This window comes from Prevotella sp. P2-180, assembly GCF_002251435.1.
Taxonomy (GTDB): domain Bacteria; phylum Bacteroidota; class Bacteroidia; order Bacteroidales; family Bacteroidaceae; genus Prevotella.
Genome location: NZ_NPJI01000037.1, coordinates 1 through 18,608 on the forward strand (window position 1 = coordinate 1; position 18,608 = coordinate 18,608).

An 18,608-nucleotide genomic window follows, 5' to 3' on the forward strand; every position below is an offset into this window, starting at 1 on the left:
ACTCAATGACATAACAAAATGGAGAAGGGAGACACTCCTTGCAAATCCATGTTTCAGTAGAGCTAGGACTATGTCAATGGCTGTTGGATTTTAGTACATCATCTGTAACAAACTTGACAGCCTAGGTCTGTCCCTGTCTGATGGTCACTGTTTTTTTACTGCGCGACTTAGATCTTCTTGTGCTCTTCTTCGACGACGAGCTCTTGGATGTGTACATAGGTTGGTCGTCGTTTACCGCCACGAGTGCGCGCTTGTTGAAGAGTTCGTCGGCACGATAGTTGTATACAGAGTCTTCGCGGTCGATAAACTTTCCCACTTCAGTCTGAGGCAGTCTGAGTGGCGAGAGCGCGGTCAGTCCTGGCACTATGTCGCGTCGGTAAGAAGGGTTTAGGGCGCGCAGTTGTTCCAAGTCGATGTTGCATACACTTGCCACTTGTTCGAGATGCACGTTTTTGCTTACCATGATGGTGTCGGTTTTAGCCGGCAGTCTTGTCACCATAGGGCAAATATTGTGTTCACAATAGTAAGTCATGATATAGTTTGCCGCAACGAAAGCTGGCACATATCCACGTGTTTCCTTTGGCAGGTAGGGATAAATCTGCCAATAGTCTCTCACGCCCTTTGAGCGATGTATTGCCTTGTTGATATTGTCAGGACCGCAGTTGTAAGCAGCAATGACCAAGTTCCAGTCGCCATAAATTTTGTAGAGGTCGCTGAGGTAGTGAGCTGCAGCATAAGACGACTTCACGGGGTCGCGACGTTCATCGACGAGCGAGTTGACGTTGAGTCCATATTGTTTGCCTGTGGTGAGCATAAACTGCCATAGTCCTGTGGCACCCACTCTCGACACCGCCTTTGGATTGAGAGCCGACTCGATGACAGGTAGGTATTTCAGTTCGAGGGGCAGTCCGTAAGTCTCCAATGCTTCTTCGAATATGGGCATATAGAAGTTTGAAGCCCCCAGCATATAGCTGACGGAGTGGCGCAGTCGTCCGCTGTATCGGTCGATAAATTTCTGTACCACATCGTTGTATGGAAGTTCTATGACCGAAGGTATGCGTTTTAGTCTTTCGATATACACTTCCTTTTCAAATACGGGGTTTACATCCTTCATTCGGCAGTCGTTGTCTTCTGTAAGATAAGCCTTTGACATATAGTGGTTGAGAAGGCTATCGAGTTCGAATGCCATTGCTTCGGGAAACTCTATCACTTCTTCGTCTCCCTGATTGTCAGTCACTGTAATTTCGTTTTCGTCGTCATAGCCCTCGTCTTCCACCACCTGGGCTTTTATCCCCTGTGATGCGAGGAATAGGGCGACGGCCATAAGTATTGTCTTTTTCTTCATTTATATTTTATTTTTTTGTTTACGGTTTATATGATAAAGGAGTTAAGGAAGTTTCACTCTTCATTCTTCACTCTCCTCAAAACTTCAGTCCGAGATTCACTCCTATTGACGAGCCGTTGAGGATGTTGTTTGACGAGCCATTGTTGATGATGGCCGGCTCCACTTTCAGCGAGAGGTCGTTGGAGATGTCGAACTGCGAGAGTTCGGCGTCTACATACGCGTCGATTACTGAAAGAGCGTAGACGCCAATAAGACAGAAGAAGCTCATGTCGCGCCATCGTCTGTACTTATCCTTTCGGCTTTTGAATATTTTCTTGTATCGCTCCTCATTTGAACTGTCGATGGTGGCACCGAAGTGGAGGAAGCGGTTGTAGCTCTGGGTGTTTGGGTCGGAGTCCATGATGTCGAGATAAGCCTGTGAGTAGTCCTTATACATTGTATTGTTCCAGCTCATGGCATAGAGACATCCCATGAATCCCCCGTAAATGATAGGCAGTTTCCAGTATTTTCTGTTATATATCTGTCCGCCTCCAGGAATAACCAAAGCCATCCATAGAGCCCTTTGCGGGTCGGGCGACCATGTAGCCCAGTCGCGTTTCTGTTTCTTTTGTGTAGCGACGGTATCGTTGAGCAGCAGTGGCATTTTTTTTATTTTATCCAATTGCTTCTCTACAGCCTTGTCGCTGATTCCCATCTGCCTTCTCAGGCTGTCGGTAGCTTCCAATGCAGGCTCAATGTATGATGAGTCTGTTTGGGCCTGTGCCTTAGCGAGAGTTATGATAGCCAGAATGAGTATCATCAGCAGTCGCTGGTGAAAGATAGTCTGATTATGTTGTTTTATTATCAGTTTCATTATTTATTGTAAATACTGTCGATGGCATTCATGATGCGTTCAAGCTCCTCTTCGTTAGCGAATGGAATGCTGATTTTTCCTTTTCCCTTTGGGTTACAAGTCATCTGCACTTGTGTTTGGAAGAGTGATGACAGTCTGTCTTTCAGCATATTGAACTCTTCGGGCAGCTGCACCTTTGAGGCTATGTTTTTCTTTGCGGTCTGCACATCTTCACCGCTATTAAGCATTTTCACCATTTCCTCCACCTTGCGCACTGAATAATGGTTTTTCTGTATTTCCTTAAACAGTTTTATCTGTACGCTTGGCGAGTCGATAGAAAGCAATGCACGGGCATGTCCCATGTCTATCTCATGGTTTTTCAAAGCCATCTGCACTTGTGCCGGTAGTTTAAGCAGGCGCATGTAGTTGGTCACTGCCGCACGGCTTTTTCCCACACGTTCAGAAATTTTCTCCTGTGTCATGCCAGTTGTCTCTGCGAGGTGTTCATAAGCGAGAGCTATCTCAATGGCATTGAGATCTTCACGCTGTATGTTTTCCACGAGGGCCATTTCCATCACATTCTCGTCCTGTACGGTACGGATATATGCCGGCACAGCCGCCAATCCTGCTATTTGCGAGGCACGCCAACGGCGTTCACCTGCAATTATCTGGTATTGTCCGTCTTCTGTCTGTCGAAGAGTGATTGGTTGGATGATGCCCACTTCACGTATGCTTGCTGCGAGTTCCTGAAGTGCATCTTCGTCAAACTCGCGTCTCGGTTGGTTGGGGTTGGGATGGATTTGTTCCAACGGTATCTCGCAAAGGTTTGACGAGCCCTGTGTTCTCACCTCACCAGTATCGATGAGTGCGTCGAGTCCACGACCGTTTCCGATGTCGTCAAGTCCACGTCCGAGAACGTTTCTGTCATATCTTTTATGTACTGCCATTTTTTCGAACTTTAATAATTATTTGGGGAGTAATGTGGGGAGTAATAAAATTCTCCTCAATCCTCATTCTTATTAATTATTTCCTTTGCCAACGAGAGATGGTTTTTGCTTCCTGTAGAGTCTGCGTCGTAAAGTATGACAGGCAGGCCGTGACTTGGGCTTTCGCTGAGTTTCACGTTTCGCTGTATCACCGTTTTGAACACGAGCTCTTGGAAATGGCGTTTCACCTCGTCGTAAATCTGATTGGCGAGGCGAAGGCGTGAGTCGTACATAGTAAGCAAGAAGCCTTCAATCTCAAGTTTCGGATTCAGTTTTGACTTTATGATTTTAATAGTGTTTAGCAGTTTGCTGATACCCTCAAGTGCAAAATACTCACACTGTACTGGGATGATAACCGAGTCGGCTGCCGTAAGCGAATTGACAGTGATGAGTCCGAGAGAAGGACTGCAGTCAATAAGTATGTAATCGTAGTCGTTGCGTATCGGCTGAAGCATGTTTTTCAGCACCTTCTCCCTGTTTTCGAGATGGAGCATTTCTATCTCCGCTCCCACAAGGTCGATATGGCTGGGTATGATATCGAGCCCTTCGATATCGGTAGTATATACTGCATCACGCACATCGGCATGATCGATGATGCATTCATATAGCGAGCAGTCAATCTGCTTGATGTCAACACCTAATCCGCTCGAAGCGTTAGCCTGAGGGTCAGCGTCAACCACGAGCACAGTTTTTTCAAGTGTTGCCAACGACGCTGCTAAGTTAATTGTGGTAGTGGTTTTTCCCACTCCTCCTTTCTGGTTTGCTAATGCGATTATTTTTCCCATTTTTTCTCTTCTAAAATAGTTTCACTGTCCCGTCTTATTTGGGCGGGAACGCATTTTCCGTGCAAAGATACACATTTTTAATGAAAAAATGATTGTTTGAGCCATTTTTTTAGTACTTTTGCAACCGAAAAGTTTGATTTTTATGGAAAATAAGAAACCTTTAATACTTATTTCGAATGATGACGGCTATCATTCAAAGGGTTTGGCTTCACTCATCGATATGGTTGGAGACCTGGGTGAAATACTTGTATGCGCACCGGAATCGGCCAGAAGCGGATACTCTTGCGCATTCTCCGCTACGGAACATCTCAGACTGAAACTGAGAAGAAAACGGGAGGGAGTGGAAATATGGTCGTGCAGCGGTACTCCGGTAGACTGCGTGAAAATTGCACTGTCGCAACTGTGTGCCGAGAGAAAGCCTGACTTGGTTATCGGCGGCATCAACCATGGCGACAACGCGTCGGTCAACAGTCACTACTCGGGCACGATGGGCGTGACACTTGAAGGATGTATGAAGTATATTCCTTCTATTGCATTCTCCATTTGCGACCATAGCGACGATGCTGACTTCACGCCTCTGACTGACATAGTAAAAAAGATAACAAAACGCGTATTGGAAGAAGGACTGCCAAAAGGCGTTTGCCTTAACGTAAACTTCCCTGTGACCGAAAACGGGTTCAAAGGTATCAAGGTATGCAGAATGGCATACGGAACATGGGGCAATGAGGTCGTAAAATGCAATCATCCAAGAGGGTATAACTACTACTGGATGGTGGGCGAATATACCAACGACGAGCCGACAGCTGAAGATACCGACAACTGGGCACTGACCCACGACTACGTGGCCATAACGCCAACCACCATTGATGTCACGGCATACGAAATGATTGAACAAATGAAAAGCTGGAATCTATGAAATACTATCTCATTGTAGGAGAAGCCAGCGGCGACCTTCACGCCTCATGTCTTATGCACAGTCTGAAGGAGAAAGACCATGAAGCTGAATTCCGCTTCTTCGGAGGAGACCTGATGGCGGCTGAAGGAGGCACCATAGTCAGACACTACCGCGAACTGGCATACATGGGCTTTATACCCGTATTGCTACACTTGCCCACTATACTGAAAAACATGAAGATGTGTAAGAGGGACATTGTGGAATGGAGACCCGATGTGGTGATTCTGGTTGACTACCCCGGCTTCAACCTCAAGATAGCAAAATTCCTGAAACAGAAGACAAGCATTCCTGTCTTTTACTATATCTCGCCAAAGATATGGGCATGGAAAGAGTATCGCATAAAAAACATAAAGCGCGATGTAGACCAGCTCTTCTCCATACTTCCCTTTGAAGTGCCGTTCTTCGAAGTGAAACATCACTATCCCATACATTATGTAGGCAACCCAACCGCCGACGAGGTAAGACGGTTCAAGACTTCTTACGACGGACGGTTTCCGACGTTCTCCAAGCCTGTAATAGCCATTCTCGCCGGCTCAAGACTTCATGAGATAAAAGACAATCTCCCAGTGATGCTGAGAGCCACCGACCATCTTGCCGACCGCTTTCAGCTTGTAGTGGCTGGAGCGCCAAGCGTGCCACACGACTATTACCTTCAGTTTTTTGGAAACCGCAAAGTGGAAATAGTCTACGACCAGACCTATCCGTTGCTCATGAACGCTCATGCAGCCCTTGTCACAAGCGGAACGGCAACCCTTGAGACCGCTCTATTCGACGTTCCTCAGGTGGTATGCTACGCAACACCCCTTCCACGGCTCATCTCTGTCCTCCGACGTATCCTTCTAAAGGTGAAATATGTGTCACTTGTCAACCTCATAGCCGACAGCGAAGTGGTGAAAGAGCTTGTGGCCGCCGACTACAGCGAAGAAAACGTACGCCGGGAAATTGACGCAATAATTGCCGACGGTCCACAGCGCAACGCTATGAAGGAAGGCTATGCCGAGGTGTGGCGAAGACTTGGCAAAGAGTCGGCACCCGACAATGCAGCAAGACAAATTGTAAAGTTATTGGAATCGTCAAGTCTTGCATAAATATACTTTTGAATGCAATTTTGGAAGGCTTCGGATAGGCTTCAGGTAGGCTCTGCCTCCACTCTGCCTCCGCTGTGACTCTATACCAAAGTCGGTGTAAGTCTATACCAAAGTCGGTGTGGGTCTACTCAAAACGCCAAAATAGCCAATAATTTCACCGAGTTTGGTATATTTTCAAAACAGAAGCAGGAGTGTGGGTGTCTCACCCATCCATCGCCTAAAAAAGTAAGATATTTCTTAGTTTTTGAGAGTTTTAACACATCTACTTACGATATGTGCCGCTTTTTTACTAACTTTGCTCCCAAAAGTAAAAAAACAACGACTATGAAGAAAAACAGAATATGCGAATTGTTTGGCATTGAGACGCCAATAATACAAGGAGGCATGGTGTGGTGTAGCGGCTGGAGACTTGCTTCGGCAGTGAGCAACGCTGGAGGACTCGGACTCCTCGGAGCCGGATCGATGCACCCGGAAACACTCATCGAACACATAAGAAAAATGAACCTGGCCACCGACAAGCCATGGGGAATAAATATCCCGCTGATGTATCCCGAAATAGGACGACTGATGGACATCATCGTCGGTGAAGGCGTTAAGATCGTCTTCACGTCAGCGGGTTCTCCCAAAAAATATACAAATATGCTGCATGAAGCCGGAATAAAAGTGGCACATGTAGTGTCAAGCAGCAAATTTGCAAAGAAATGCGAGGAAGCGGGAGTGGACGCCGTAGTGGCAGAAGGCTTTGAGGCCGGAGGGCACAACGGACGTGAGGAAACCACCACCATGACACTTATACCACAGGTGAGACAGGCTACAACACTGCCACTGATAGCAGCCGGAGGCATTGGCTCAGGAGCTGCCATGCTTGCAGCGGAAGCACTAGGAGCCGAAGGTGTGCAAATAGGTACTCTCTTCGCATTGGCTAAAGAAAGTTCGGCCTCTGATGCCTTCAAGACAATGTGTACAAGTCTTCAAGAAGGAGACACTATGCTTTGCCTGAAAAAAATATCACCTACAAGACTCGTGAAAAACCAACTTTACACAAGGATTGCTGAAGCTGAGGAGAAAGGGGCTGATGCTGAAGAACTGAGAGAAATACTCGGAAAGGCGGCTTCAAAACGAGGGATATTCGAAGGAGACACCGACGGGGGAGAAATTGAAATAGGGCAGATCGCATCGCAGATAAAGACAATAGACTCTGTGGACGACATCATGGCAAGACTGAAAAAGGAATACGAAGAAACAAAGTATATACTTACAAGATGAGACAAAAAATTGACTGTTTTCTAACTTGCGAAGACACCAACGTCATAAACGACGAGATAAACAAACTGCGCAATAGCCGCACCATACAAAACATATACCTGCTAATGGCAGGAGATAATATCAACAACGACAACGACGAGGCGCCTGAAGGATGTACCATCGTGGAGGTCGACAGGCCTACGAGCTCGGCTACAATAAAAAAGATAGCTGTGCTCGCAACAGCCAAATACTCACTCATACTGACCAAGGCCACTAAACTCAACATAGGGCCTTCAGCTCTCGAAAGAATGCTGAGAGTGGCAAGCGACGCTAACGCCGCTATGGTCTACAGCGACCACTACTCTCTTGAAGGAAAAGAACTGAAACAACATCCTGCCATCGACTACCAGAAAGGCAGCGTCAGAGACGACTTCGACTTCGGGTCGCTCATACTTGTAGACAACGACCTCTTGCACGAATACGCAAGACTACACGAAGACTGCGACATGAAATATGCCGGACTCTACGACTTGCGACTGTTCCTGAGCCGGTCGGGGGAAATTTTCCACCTCAACGAATATCTTTATACAGAAGAGGAAAAAGACTTGAGGAACAGCGGAGCTAAACAGTTTGACTACGTGAACCCCGCAAACAGAGACGTGCAGATCGAAATGGAACAAACCGTAACAAGACATCTCGATGACATCGGAGCTCTCATAGACACCTCAGACTACAAGACCCCTGACTTCAACGAACAAGACTTCGACGTGGAGGCTACTGTGGTGATACCTGTGAAAAACCGCGAAAAAACCATCCGCGACGCAGTGGAAAGCGCCCTAAGCCAAAAGACGGATTTCAAATATAATGTTATCGTGGTGGACAACCACTCCAACGACAACACGGGAATCATACTCGAACAGATAGTGGAAAAAATGAACGGCCAAGGCAGAAACGACGCTCTGATAAGAATAGTGCCGCAACGAAACGACCTCGGCATCGGGGGATGCTGGAACATGGCCATCAACGACAGCCGTTGCGGACGCTTTGCCGTACAACTCGACAGCGACGACCTCTACAGCGGCAACGACACGCTGCAACGCATCGTGGACGCATTCAAGAAAGAAAAGGCGGCCATGATAATTGGATCGTACAGAATGTGCGACTTCGAACTAAACACACTGCCGCCAGGACTCATCGACCACCATGAGTGGACAGAACATAACGGACCGAACAACGCATTGCGCATCAATGGATTAGGTGCTCCACGCGCATTCTTCACACCACTGCTCAGACAAATCCAATTTCCAAATACAAGCTACGGCGAAGACTATGCACTCGGACTCATCTTCTCCCGCCGCTACCGCATAGGACGCATCTATGAAGAACTATACCTCTGCCGACGCTGGGGAGGAAACAGCGACGCTGCACTGAGCATAGAGAAGATTAACGCCAACAACCTATACAAAGACCGACTGCGCACTCTCGAAATTTCTGCCAGACAACAAATGCTTAAGGGAAAAGAGGACATCATGGACGACAGCACTCTGCTGAGATTCTTCAACAGACAGATAGAGACATGGGACGAGGCACGCAACAGATATAAAGACTTGCAAAAGGTGGTGACAAAGGAACTTCAGTATGAAGAACATACACTCACACTGCAGTTCAACCCGGCACGCATCACGTCGACAGGGGCAAAGATTGACCGACAGTCGCTGAAGGAAAGGGCTTGCTTCCTGTGCGAAGCTAACCGTCCAAAGGAGCAGTTCAAGAAATTCTTCGACAACCGATTCGAACTGCTCGTCAACCCATTCCCAATACTGCCCACTCACTTCACCATATCATCTAAACATCATGAGCCACAACGCATCATGGGCAACTTCGACGAGATGATGGCAGTACTTACAGAATACCCTAACCTTATGGTGTTCTACAACGGACCGAAATGCGGTGCCTCGGCACCTGACCACGCCCATTTCCAAGCCGGCACTACCGGAATGCTGCCTCTGCAACAAAGCTGGCAGCGACTGAGCCGTAACCTCACGCCGTTGCTCACCGACGACGACGGGGAAGGCATCTGGCAAGTGAGCGACTACCTATGCTTCGCCATACTATTGAGAAGCAAGGACTCAAAGAAAATGGAGAAATTCTTCGAAAAGACATATAACGTCCTGCCTAAACACGAAGGAGATTCAGAACCGATGATGAATGTCATAGCATGGAAAAAGGACGATGACTTCATAGCCGTGGTGATTCCAAGGGAAAAACATCGCCCTGACTGCTATTACGCCACGGGCGAAAAACAATGTCTCGTTAGTCCCGGAGCACTCGACATGGCAGGACTTATCATCACGCCAAGAGAAGAGGACTACAACAAGCTCTCTGCCGAACAGGCTGTGGAGATACTGAGAGAGGTGGCTATGAATAAAACTGAGGCCGACAACGTAAGAAAACGACTCACATGCCAGTCGCTCTCGACTACAAAGCACAAGACTTATGAAAAAGAACCAGAAGTGAGCGTGGGTATACTCAGCGCACAGGAAATAAGTTTCATGCTCAACGCACCTTACACCGCAAAAGGAGAAAGCATCGTGGGTCAACAGGCAGTGAAATTCTCTGAAGGCGGAATACTTTGGCGCGACAACTTATATCGTGAACTCACCTTCGTGCCGCAGGAAGAAGAGGCCTCCTTCTCACTCGACAACGTAACCATCGGAGTGGACTTCCACTGGCAAAGACAACAGACTCAAACCTTCAACGGCACACTGAGACTCGTGGTGGAGGCCGACAAGATAACAGCTATCAACCAACTACCCGTAGAACAATATCTCGCCAGTGTAATATCAAGCGAGATGAAGTCTACTTCGGCGGCTGAACTGCTCAAGGCTCACGCCGTGATTTCAAGAAGCTGGCTGCTGGCACAGATAGAAAAACGCCACAACCTGAAAGACGGACAAAACAACTTCTTCTCGTTCGTGAAAAAAGACGATGAGATAATAAGATGGTACGACAGGGAAGACCATACCATATTCGACGTCTGTGCCGACGACCACTGCCAACGCTACCAAGGCATCACTGAGGAAGGACGACGGGATGTGATAAACGCCATAAGGGCTACACGAGGACAAGTGCTCGTCTACGGCGACGATATTTGCGACGCACGGTTCAGCAAATGCTGCGGTGGAGCCACCGAAGAGTTCCAGTATTGCTGGGAGAACATGCCAAAGCCTTATCTGCTGGCCATTCGCGACGGACACGGCACACTACCCGACCTCAGAAGTGAGACTGCTGCCACTGAGTGGATAAAGTCTTCGCCCGACTCCTTCTGCAACACCACCGACCGACAAATACTGGCACAGGTACTGAACGACTACGACCAGGAAACACCTGACTTCTACCGGTGGAAAGTGGAATACACTCAAGAAGAACTCCGCAACATCATCAACGAGAAAACAAAAGACAACTTCGGCGACATAATAGACCTCGTGCCTGTGGAACGCGGAAAAAGCGGACGCATCTGCCGACTGAAAATCGTAGGAACAGAAAAAACTCTCATCATCGGCAAGGAGCTCGAAATAAGACGCGCCCTGAGCAAGACACATCTCTATAGCAGCGCATTCGTGGTAGAACAATCAGACCTTGACGCCAACGGCATACCGCAACACTTCACCATCTTCGGAGCTGGTTGGGGACATGGTGTGGGACTATGCCAGATAGGTGCTGCCATGATGAGCGAAAACGGATACGACTACGACTCCATTCTCCTACACTACTACCGGGGAGCAAACATAAAGCGGTTGTATGATTAAGGAGTTAAGGATGTTAAAGATTAACGAAAAAAAGATATTATGAAAAAAAGAAACCCATGGGCATGGGTGCCCAGCATATACTTTGCCGAAGGCATCCCCTATGTTACGGTAATGACTGTTTCACTGATAATGTATAAACGAATGGGACTGTCAAACACCGAAATCACGCTCTACACCTCATGGCTTTACTTGCCCTGGGTGATCAAACCATTCTGGAGCCCGTTTGTAGATATCATAAAGAGTAAACGATGGTGGGTGACCACCATGCAACTGCTCATCGGAGCAGCTCTCGGTGGTGTGGCCTTCACCATTCCCACGACATGGTGGCTACAAGGCTCGCTTTGCTTCTTCTGGCTCATGGCTTTCTCCAGCGCCACCCACGACATTGCAGCTGACGGCTTCTACATGCTCGGACTCAACAGCCACCAGCAGGCTTGGTTTGTGGGCATCAGGTCGACGTTCTATCGCATTGCCACCATCTTCGGACAAGGCATGCTTGTGGCATTGGCTGGCAACTTGGCAGTGATGACACGCAACATCAGATACTCATGGAGCCTTATGTTCTACTTCGTGGCAGGACTGTTTCTCGCCCTATGGCTCTATCACAGCTGGGTGTTGCCAAAACCTAAGGAGGACAGCGACCGAGGAAAGATGGGAGCAAAAAAACTCGTATACGAACTCCTCATTACTATACGCACCTTCTTCTGCAAACCACAGGTATTGGTAGGCATCTGCTTCATGCTCTTCTACCGCATGCCCGAAGGACTGCTCGCCAAAGTGTCGGCTCTATTCCTCGTAGACCATCAGCACAACGGCGGACTCGGACTGTCTGACTCCGAATACGGACTGGCACAAGGCACCGTGGGCATCATCGGACTGACACTCGGTGGAATTCTCGGCGGTATAGCAGCCAGCCGCCACGGACTGAAACGATGGCTCTGGCCCATGGTGATGGCTATAACACTGCCCGACATAGTGTATGTCTATCTCAGCTACGCCATGCCAACCAACCTGTTTGTCATAAGCACTGGCATATTCATCGAGCAGTTTGGCTACGGATTTGGATTCACCGCATACATGCTATACCTTATATATTATAGTCAAGGGGAACACAAGACAAGCCACTATGCTATATGCACGGCGTTCATGGCTCTGTCGATGATGCTTCCAGGACTCGTGGCGGGAGCCCTGCAAGATGCCGTGGGCTACCGCGCCTTCTTCATCATCGTCATGGTTTGCTGCGCAATGACCTATGTTGTGGCAGCCCTACTGAAAATAGACCCTGAATTTGGCAAGAAAACGGCAAAATAGGAAAATCCCTATTCCCATATAGGATATTTCTCTACAAACAATAATACTTTTTCACTAATTTTGCAACCAAATTATTAAACATAAAAAAATATAATTATGAAAAGATTATTTGGAAATATCGGCACGATGATGATGATAATCTTCACGGCCATCACACTGACAAGCTGTGACGAAGACACTGAAATGGCATACGATCTCGACGGAATATGGCAAGGCACCATCTATGGCAACTACTACAACGACCGGTACGGCTACTCTGAAGACTGGGACACCGAGATAAAGTTTGTACAGAACGGCGACTTCTCAAGAGGCGGATGGGGAGAAGAGCGCGACTGGGACTACCGCGGAAGATGCTACACAAACCAGTTTAACTGGAGCGTAAGAAACGGACGCATCTATCTTGACTACGACGACGGCTATCGCATCATCATCGACCGCTACGACCTCTACTCCCGCGGCGGCACATTGAGATTCAAAGGTGTGTTTGAGGATTACGACACTGGAGAGCAACTCGCCAGCTTCGACTTGGTGAAAGTATACGAGTGGGGAGACTACTCAAAGAAGCAGACCTCCAACAACCTCTTTGACACACAAAACGATAGCATAGAGAATAAAAAAGAGTGACAAAATGCCTCTTGCAAGAAAAAAAAACATAAAATAATGGCGTTTTCTTTTGTAAAATCAGCATTATATGCTATCTTTGCAACTTAAAACACATGCAAGATGGAGAATAACGACATAAAAAGGCGACTCATAGGCTTGACCTCACAACAACTGAAAGAGGTGGCGGAAGAAATGGGATTGCCAAAATTCACAGCTTCACAGATAGCCAAATGGCTATACCAGGCAGGCGCGACAAGCATTGACGAGATGACAAACATCTCCAAGGCTGGTCGCGCCCGTTTGAGTGAGCGGTACTGTGTCGGAACAATGCCGCCCATTGACTGCCAACGGTCGGTGGACGGTACAATAAAATATCTCTTCCCTACCGAAAACGGCAAATTCGTGGAAACGGTTTACATACCAGACAACGAACGTGCCACTCTATGCGTGTCGTCACAGGTGGGATGCAAGATGAACTGCCTTTTCTGCCAGACTGGGAAACAGGGATTCGAAGGCAATCTCACTGCTGCCGACATACTCAACCAAATATGCGCACTGCCGGAACGAGACAAGCTGACAAACATCGTGTTCATGGGACAAGGTGAGCCAATGGACAATCTCGACAACGTACTAAAGGCTACAAATATCCTTACAGCTGACTACGGATTCCAATGGAGCCCCAAACGCATCACGGTAAGTAGCGTGGGAATAAAAAACAAACTGAAGAGATTTCTCGACGAAAGCGAATGCCATATCGCTATCAGCATGCACTCACCACTGCCTGAACAAAGACAGAAAATCATGCCGGCTGAAAGACAAATGTCAATAACCGACATCGTGACACTGCTCAAACAGTATGACTTTACACACCAAAGGCGGGCGTCTTTCGAATACATCATGTTTAATGGTGTCAACGACTCGATGATGCACGCAAGGGAGATAGTAAAACTGACAAGCGGACTAGAATGCAGGGTCAACCTCATCAGGTTTCATACCATTCCCAACGTCGACCTGCCTGGGTCTGACATGAAACGTATGGAGTCGTTCCGGGACTATCTTACGGCTCACGGAGTCTTCACCACCATAAGGGCAAGCCGCGGACAAGACATTTTCGCTGCATGCGGACTGTTGTCCACCGCCAAGAAGAATGGCATAGCATAAAAACGTTTCAGGAAAAAGATGGGCAGGATTCTGATATTTCTTATTGCGGCAACCATAATGACCGCATGCGGGAACACCAAGGCTGGCAAGCCCATGAGCGTGGGTGAACCTTACGAGGTGACGGTAATTGCAGAAGACAACAACCTTGCGGCACTAACAAAAAGAATGCTTACAGACACCCGTGAACCTATGCCGCAACCGGAATGTCTATACAACGTAAGGACAATGAAATCAATCAACGACGTGACAAAATTCATGAGAATACTCGTCGTGGTGAGGAAAAACATAACAGAAACAAGGGTAAGATATGAATACGACCCTTACTCGCGGCAACAACTGATGATTCTGATAGACGTGGAGTCAAGCAAAAGACTTAAAGAAGACAGCCTCAACGTGGCACACACACTGCAGAACACCATAGAGCTGTTTGAAATGAAAAATGCCGCACGACAAGCTCATAATAACAGCAACCTTGCGCTGGCAAAGGAGATAGAAAAAACAACGGGATGCCATATCGACATACCCAATGACTTCAAGGCATCGAAAACTGGCAAAAAATTCGTGTGGGTGTCGGACAACGGGACAAAAACAATGTGCAACATCTGTGTCTATACCGTGGACGGCATATACAACTCCACTGAAAACATAATAAGAATAAGAGACAGCGTGATGGCCGAAAACATAAAAGGGGAAAAAGACGGAATGGTCATGACCACCGAACGAAAGGCAGACATCTCCACCAACAACAACGGCCACGCAACAACCATACGAGGACTCTGGCAGATGACTGGCGACGCTATGGGCGGACCATTCATAAGCGTCACAAAAACCGACAGCATACGCCAGCGCACCATAACCGCCGAAGCCTTTATATATGCTCCATCTGAACCAAAGGCGAAGGCAATGAAACGACTCGAAGCCATACTCAACACGCTAAGGGTCGACTGACTTAAAAAGAAACAATGAACATAACAAACGATATATAGAATGGAAGATAAACTGATTCGCGTTGCAATAACGCACGGAGATACCAACGGCATAGGATACGAGATAATACTCAAGACCTTTGCCGACCCTGAGATGTTTGAACTGTGCATCCCTATTGTTTACGGTTCACCAAAGGCTGCCGCCTACCACAAGAAACTTCTCGGACTGCCCACCAACTTCAGCATCATCGACAAGGCAGAAGAGGCAAAACCCGGGCGCCTAAACCTTCTTGCAACCTTCGACGACGAGGTGAAGATTGAAATGGGAACATCGTCGAAAGACGCTGGCGAGGCTGCACTAAAAGCTCTCGACAAAGCCATGACCGACTACAGGTCTGAACTCTACGACGTGCTCGTGACAGCACCCATCAACAAGAACAACATCCAGAGCGACCTCTTCCACTTCCCCGGCCACACTGAGTATATTGAGCACTGCGTGGGCGAAGGAAAGGAAGCACTCATGATTCTTATGAACGGACCGCTGCGCGTGGCTCTTGTCACCACTCACCTGCCTATAAAAAATGTGGCACAGGCCATAACCAAGGAAGCTATCGTAAACAAGGCCACCATACTACACGAAAGCCTCCGACGCGACTTCCGCATCTCATGCCCACGCATTGCCGTACTGGCTCTCAACCCACACGCAGGCGACAATGGTGTAATAGGAACAGAAGAAAACGACATAATCATTCCTGCAATTGAGGAACTTGAAGAAAAGGGAATACAGGCCTTCGGACCATACCCTGCCGACGGATTCTTCGGCAGCGGCGCTTATTCTGGATTCGATGCCGTGCTCGCCATGTACCACGACCAAGGCCTCGCCCCATTCAAAGCTCTCGCATCGGAAGAAGGAGTAAACTATACCGCAGGACTACCCATCGTACGCACATCGCCCGACCACGGCACTGCATACGACATTGCCGGAGCTGGCATTGCCGACCCAATGTCGTTCCGACATGCCATTTTCACCGCCATCGACATCTTCCGCAATAGGGAGAACTATGACGAGCCCTTCCAAAACCCACTGCCAAAACTATTCCACGAAAAACGCGACGAGGGCGAAAAGGCCCGCTTTGCACAACCTCGTCCGAAACCGGCACTAAAGGCTCCTGCAATTCCTGGTCAGGCACAACCGGCTCAACAGGCTCAACAGGCTCAACAGGCACAACAGGCACAAGCTCCACAAGAAGAGGCATAAGCCATGAAGAAGAAATATCAGAACGCCTTCTTCATCTTCGGCATTGCACTGCTCGTACTTATGGTCACACAACTCGACTTCAAGCAGGTGACCGAAGGACTACAAAGGGCAGGGTACTGGTTTGTGGCTGTCATCATACTATGGTTCTTCCTGTACATCTTCAACACTGCAGCCTGGTATGTCATCATACGTAACAATGGCGACAACAGTGGGAAAGTGGGATTTTGGTGGCTATACAAAATCACCGTTAGCGGCTTTGCACTGAACTATGCCACACCAGGAGGCCTGATGGGAGGAGAGCCTTACCGCATCATGTCGCTCGCGCCACGCATAGGCACAGAGAAGGCTTCGTCGTCGGTCATACTTTATGCCATGACACATATCTTCTCCCACTTTTGGTTCTGGCTGTTGTCCGTTGTGCTGTACATAGTCACACAGCACGTCACAACAGTAATGGCCATCATGCTCACAGCCATCACCGCCTTCTGCTCGCTGGCGATATGGTTTTTCCTTAAAGGATACAAAAAAGGCATAGCCACACGATGCATGAATCTGCTAAGCCATTTCCCCATGGTAAAGCGCTGGGCACAGGGCTTTTTCGAGACTCACAAGGAACAGTTGGCCACCATCGACAGCCAGATAGCCGCACTCCACCGCCAGAACCCGAAAGCATTCTTCGGTGCTGTCGCGCTTGAACTCACCTGCCGCATAGTGTCAGCCATGGAGATATGGTTCATCCTGCTGGTCATCATGCCCGACGCCAGCTACATCGACTCGATACTCATACTCGCCTTCACATCACTCTTCGCCAACATGCTGTTCTTCATGCCACTGCAACTCGGCGGACGGGAAGGCGGATTCCTGATGTCGGCAAAGGGACTTACCATGACAGTGAGCGCCGGCATCTTCGTCGCACTGCTTGTACGCATACGCGAACTGATATGGACCGCAATAGGAATGCTACTCATCAAAATTGGCAAGAAATAAGGCTCTTTGGCAAAAAAAACAGCCTTAAATAGACTTTTCCAAACAAAAAAGCAGGTAAATTAAAAAAATATGTGTAACTTTGTGCGCTTATGAAGGATTCGGAATTGCAAGCCATAAAAAAGCGATATAACATCGTAGGCAACTGCGACGCTTTAAACCATGCTCTCGACGTTGCACTACAAGTGGCGCCGACTGACCTCAGCGTGCTCATTGTGGGAGAAAGCGGAGTGGGAAAGGAAATCATACCAAGACTCATTCACGACCAGTCGCCACGACGACGCGAAAAATATTTTGCCATCAACTGTGGCTCTATTCCGGAAGGTACCATCGACAGCGAACTCTTCGGACATATCAAAGGCTCGTTTACAGGAGCAATCAATGACAGCCCAGGATATTTCGGTGCCGCAAACAAAGGCACACTCTTCCTCGACGAGGTGGGAGAACTTCCTCTGTCTACACAAGCTCGCCTGCTACGAGTGCTCGAAACTGGAGAATATATCTCAGTAGGAGCCACCGAGGTAAAAAAAACCGATGTGCGCATCGTGGCCGCCACCAACGTAAACATGGCAAGGGCAATAAGCGAAGGACGCTTCCGAGAAGACCTTTACTACCGTCTCAACTCAATACCCATTCACGTGCCGCCACTGCGAGAAAGAGGCAACGACATTGTGTTGCTCTTCAGACTCTTCGCCATGCAAATGGCAGAGAAATATAAAATGGAACGGGTAGTGCTCGACGACGAGGCCAAAAACGTACTCATGAAATACAAATGGCCCGGCAACGTGAGACAACTGAAAAATATTACAGAGCAAATCTCAATACTCAGCCCCAAAAGGGATATCACTGCCGAAATCATGCGACAGTTCATACCTGAGAATATCGAAAGCACACAACTCACCACCATAGGATCACAAAAGGAAAGCGACCATAGCTTCGAAAGCGAAAGGGAAATACTCTACAAAATTCTTTTCGACCTCAGAAATAATGTCAATGAACTAAAACAGGAACTCGACGTCGTAAAGAAAAAACTGAATATCAACACCGACATGCCGGCAAACATAAACAAGGAACTGCCTACAATGCCGGCTGAAGACGCAGAAGCTGAGGAATATTTCGAGCCACAATATGTCACATCAAAGACTGACAGCAATACAAAACAAAGTCTCAACATAGAAAAAATGAGCAAGGAATATCTGGAACGCGCATTGGAACGCAACAACGGAAACAGAAAAAAAGCTGCCGACGAACTCGGCATCTCTGACCGTACACTATACCGATGGCTAAGACAATTCGGTATAGCCATCGTTGCCATGATTG

The 18,608-nt window shown here is 48.0% G+C and carries 14 protein-coding genes and 1 pseudogene; 11 read left to right on the plus strand and 4 right to left on the minus strand.

Annotation, left to right across the window (positions count from 1 at the left end; translation table 11 throughout):
- Nucleotides 1–121 precede the first annotated feature (121 nt).
- The 4 genes from CIK98_RS05880 to CIK98_RS05895 form a co-directional block, all read right to left on the minus strand.
- Nucleotides 122–1,345, minus strand: a complete 1,224-nt coding sequence (locus CIK98_RS05880) for a lytic transglycosylase domain-containing protein (protein ID WP_094383335.1) — start codon at nt 1,343–1,345, stop codon at nt 122–124.
- A gap of 76 nt (nt 1,346–1,421) precedes the next feature.
- On the minus strand, nt 1,422–2,039 hold the full coding sequence (locus CIK98_RS05885) for a DUF5683 domain-containing protein (RefSeq protein ID WP_371683250.1): 618 nt from the start codon (nt 2,037–2,039) through the stop codon (nt 1,422–1,424).
- A gap of 158 nt (nt 2,040–2,197) precedes the next feature.
- Nucleotides 2,198–3,124, minus strand: coding sequence for a ParB/RepB/Spo0J family partition protein (locus tag CIK98_RS05890; RefSeq protein ID WP_094383337.1), 927 nt, complete (start codon nt 3,122–3,124; stop codon nt 2,198–2,200).
- A gap of 56 nt (nt 3,125–3,180) precedes the next feature.
- Complete coding sequence (locus CIK98_RS05895) at nt 3,181–3,948, minus strand: ParA family protein (RefSeq protein ID WP_094383338.1); 768 nt, start codon at nt 3,946–3,948, stop codon at nt 3,181–3,183.
- Nucleotides 3,949–4,090: 142 nt separating this feature from the next.
- On the opposite strand from CIK98_RS05895, the gene surE reads away from it, so the two are divergent.
- The 11 genes and pseudogenes from surE to CIK98_RS05950 all read left to right on the plus strand — a co-directional run.
- Nucleotides 4,091–4,864, plus strand: coding sequence for a 5'/3'-nucleotidase SurE (gene surE, locus CIK98_RS05900; protein ID WP_094383339.1), 774 nt, complete (start codon nt 4,091–4,093; stop codon nt 4,862–4,864).
- Nucleotides 4,861–5,991, plus strand: a complete 1,131-nt coding sequence (gene lpxB / locus CIK98_RS05905) for a lipid-A-disaccharide synthase (RefSeq protein ID WP_094383340.1) — start codon at nt 4,861–4,863, stop codon at nt 5,989–5,991. Before surE ends, lpxB begins: the two co-directional genes overlap by 4 nt.
- A 324-nt stretch (nt 5,992–6,315) precedes the next feature.
- Complete coding sequence (locus tag CIK98_RS05910; protein ID WP_094383341.1) at nt 6,316–7,257, plus strand: nitronate monooxygenase family protein; 942 nt, start codon at nt 6,316–6,318, stop codon at nt 7,255–7,257.
- The gene (locus tag CIK98_RS05915) at nt 7,254–11,045 is read left to right on the plus strand and encodes a DUF4922 domain-containing protein (RefSeq protein WP_094383342.1); all 3,792 of its coding nucleotides are present in this window, start codon (nt 7,254–7,256) and stop codon (nt 11,043–11,045) included. The genes CIK98_RS05910 and CIK98_RS05915 overlap by 4 nt, the downstream gene beginning before the upstream one ends.
- A 39-nt stretch (nt 11,046–11,084) precedes the next feature.
- Nucleotides 11,085–12,356: an MFS transporter gene (locus CIK98_RS05920; RefSeq protein ID WP_094383343.1), complete on the plus strand. Its 1,272-nt coding sequence runs from the start codon at nt 11,085–11,087 to the stop codon at nt 12,354–12,356.
- A 96-nt stretch (nt 12,357–12,452) separates the two neighbouring features.
- Nucleotides 12,453–12,980, plus strand: a complete 528-nt coding sequence (locus CIK98_RS05925; protein ID WP_094383344.1) for a hypothetical protein — start codon at nt 12,453–12,455, stop codon at nt 12,978–12,980.
- Between the two features lie 99 nt (nt 12,981–13,079).
- On the plus strand, nt 13,080–14,120 hold the full coding sequence (gene rlmN, locus CIK98_RS05930) for a 23S rRNA (adenine(2503)-C(2))-methyltransferase RlmN (protein ID WP_094383345.1): 1,041 nt from the start codon (nt 13,080–13,082) through the stop codon (nt 14,118–14,120).
- A gap of 18 nt (nt 14,121–14,138) precedes the next feature.
- The gene (locus tag CIK98_RS05935) at nt 14,139–15,068 is read left to right on the plus strand and encodes a DUF4837 family protein (RefSeq protein ID WP_094383346.1); all 930 of its coding nucleotides are present in this window, start codon (nt 14,139–14,141) and stop codon (nt 15,066–15,068) included.
- A 39-nt stretch (nt 15,069–15,107) separates the two neighbouring features.
- A complete protein-coding gene (pdxA, locus tag CIK98_RS05940; RefSeq protein ID WP_094383347.1) occupies nt 15,108–16,304 on the plus strand; it encodes a 4-hydroxythreonine-4-phosphate dehydrogenase PdxA in 1,197 nt (398 codons plus the stop codon).
- Nucleotides 16,305–16,307: 3 nt separating this feature from the next.
- Nucleotides 16,308–17,291 (plus strand): lysylphosphatidylglycerol synthase transmembrane domain-containing protein, encoded by a 984-nt coding sequence (locus CIK98_RS05945; RefSeq protein WP_094383348.1) that lies wholly within the window; start codon nt 16,308–16,310, stop codon nt 17,289–17,291.
- An 89-nt stretch (nt 17,292–17,380) separates the two neighbouring features.
- Nucleotides 17,381–18,589: pseudogene (locus tag CIK98_RS05950) on the plus strand (sigma-54 interaction domain-containing protein); the annotation flags it as partial.
- Nucleotides 18,590–18,608: the final 19 nt, after the last annotated feature.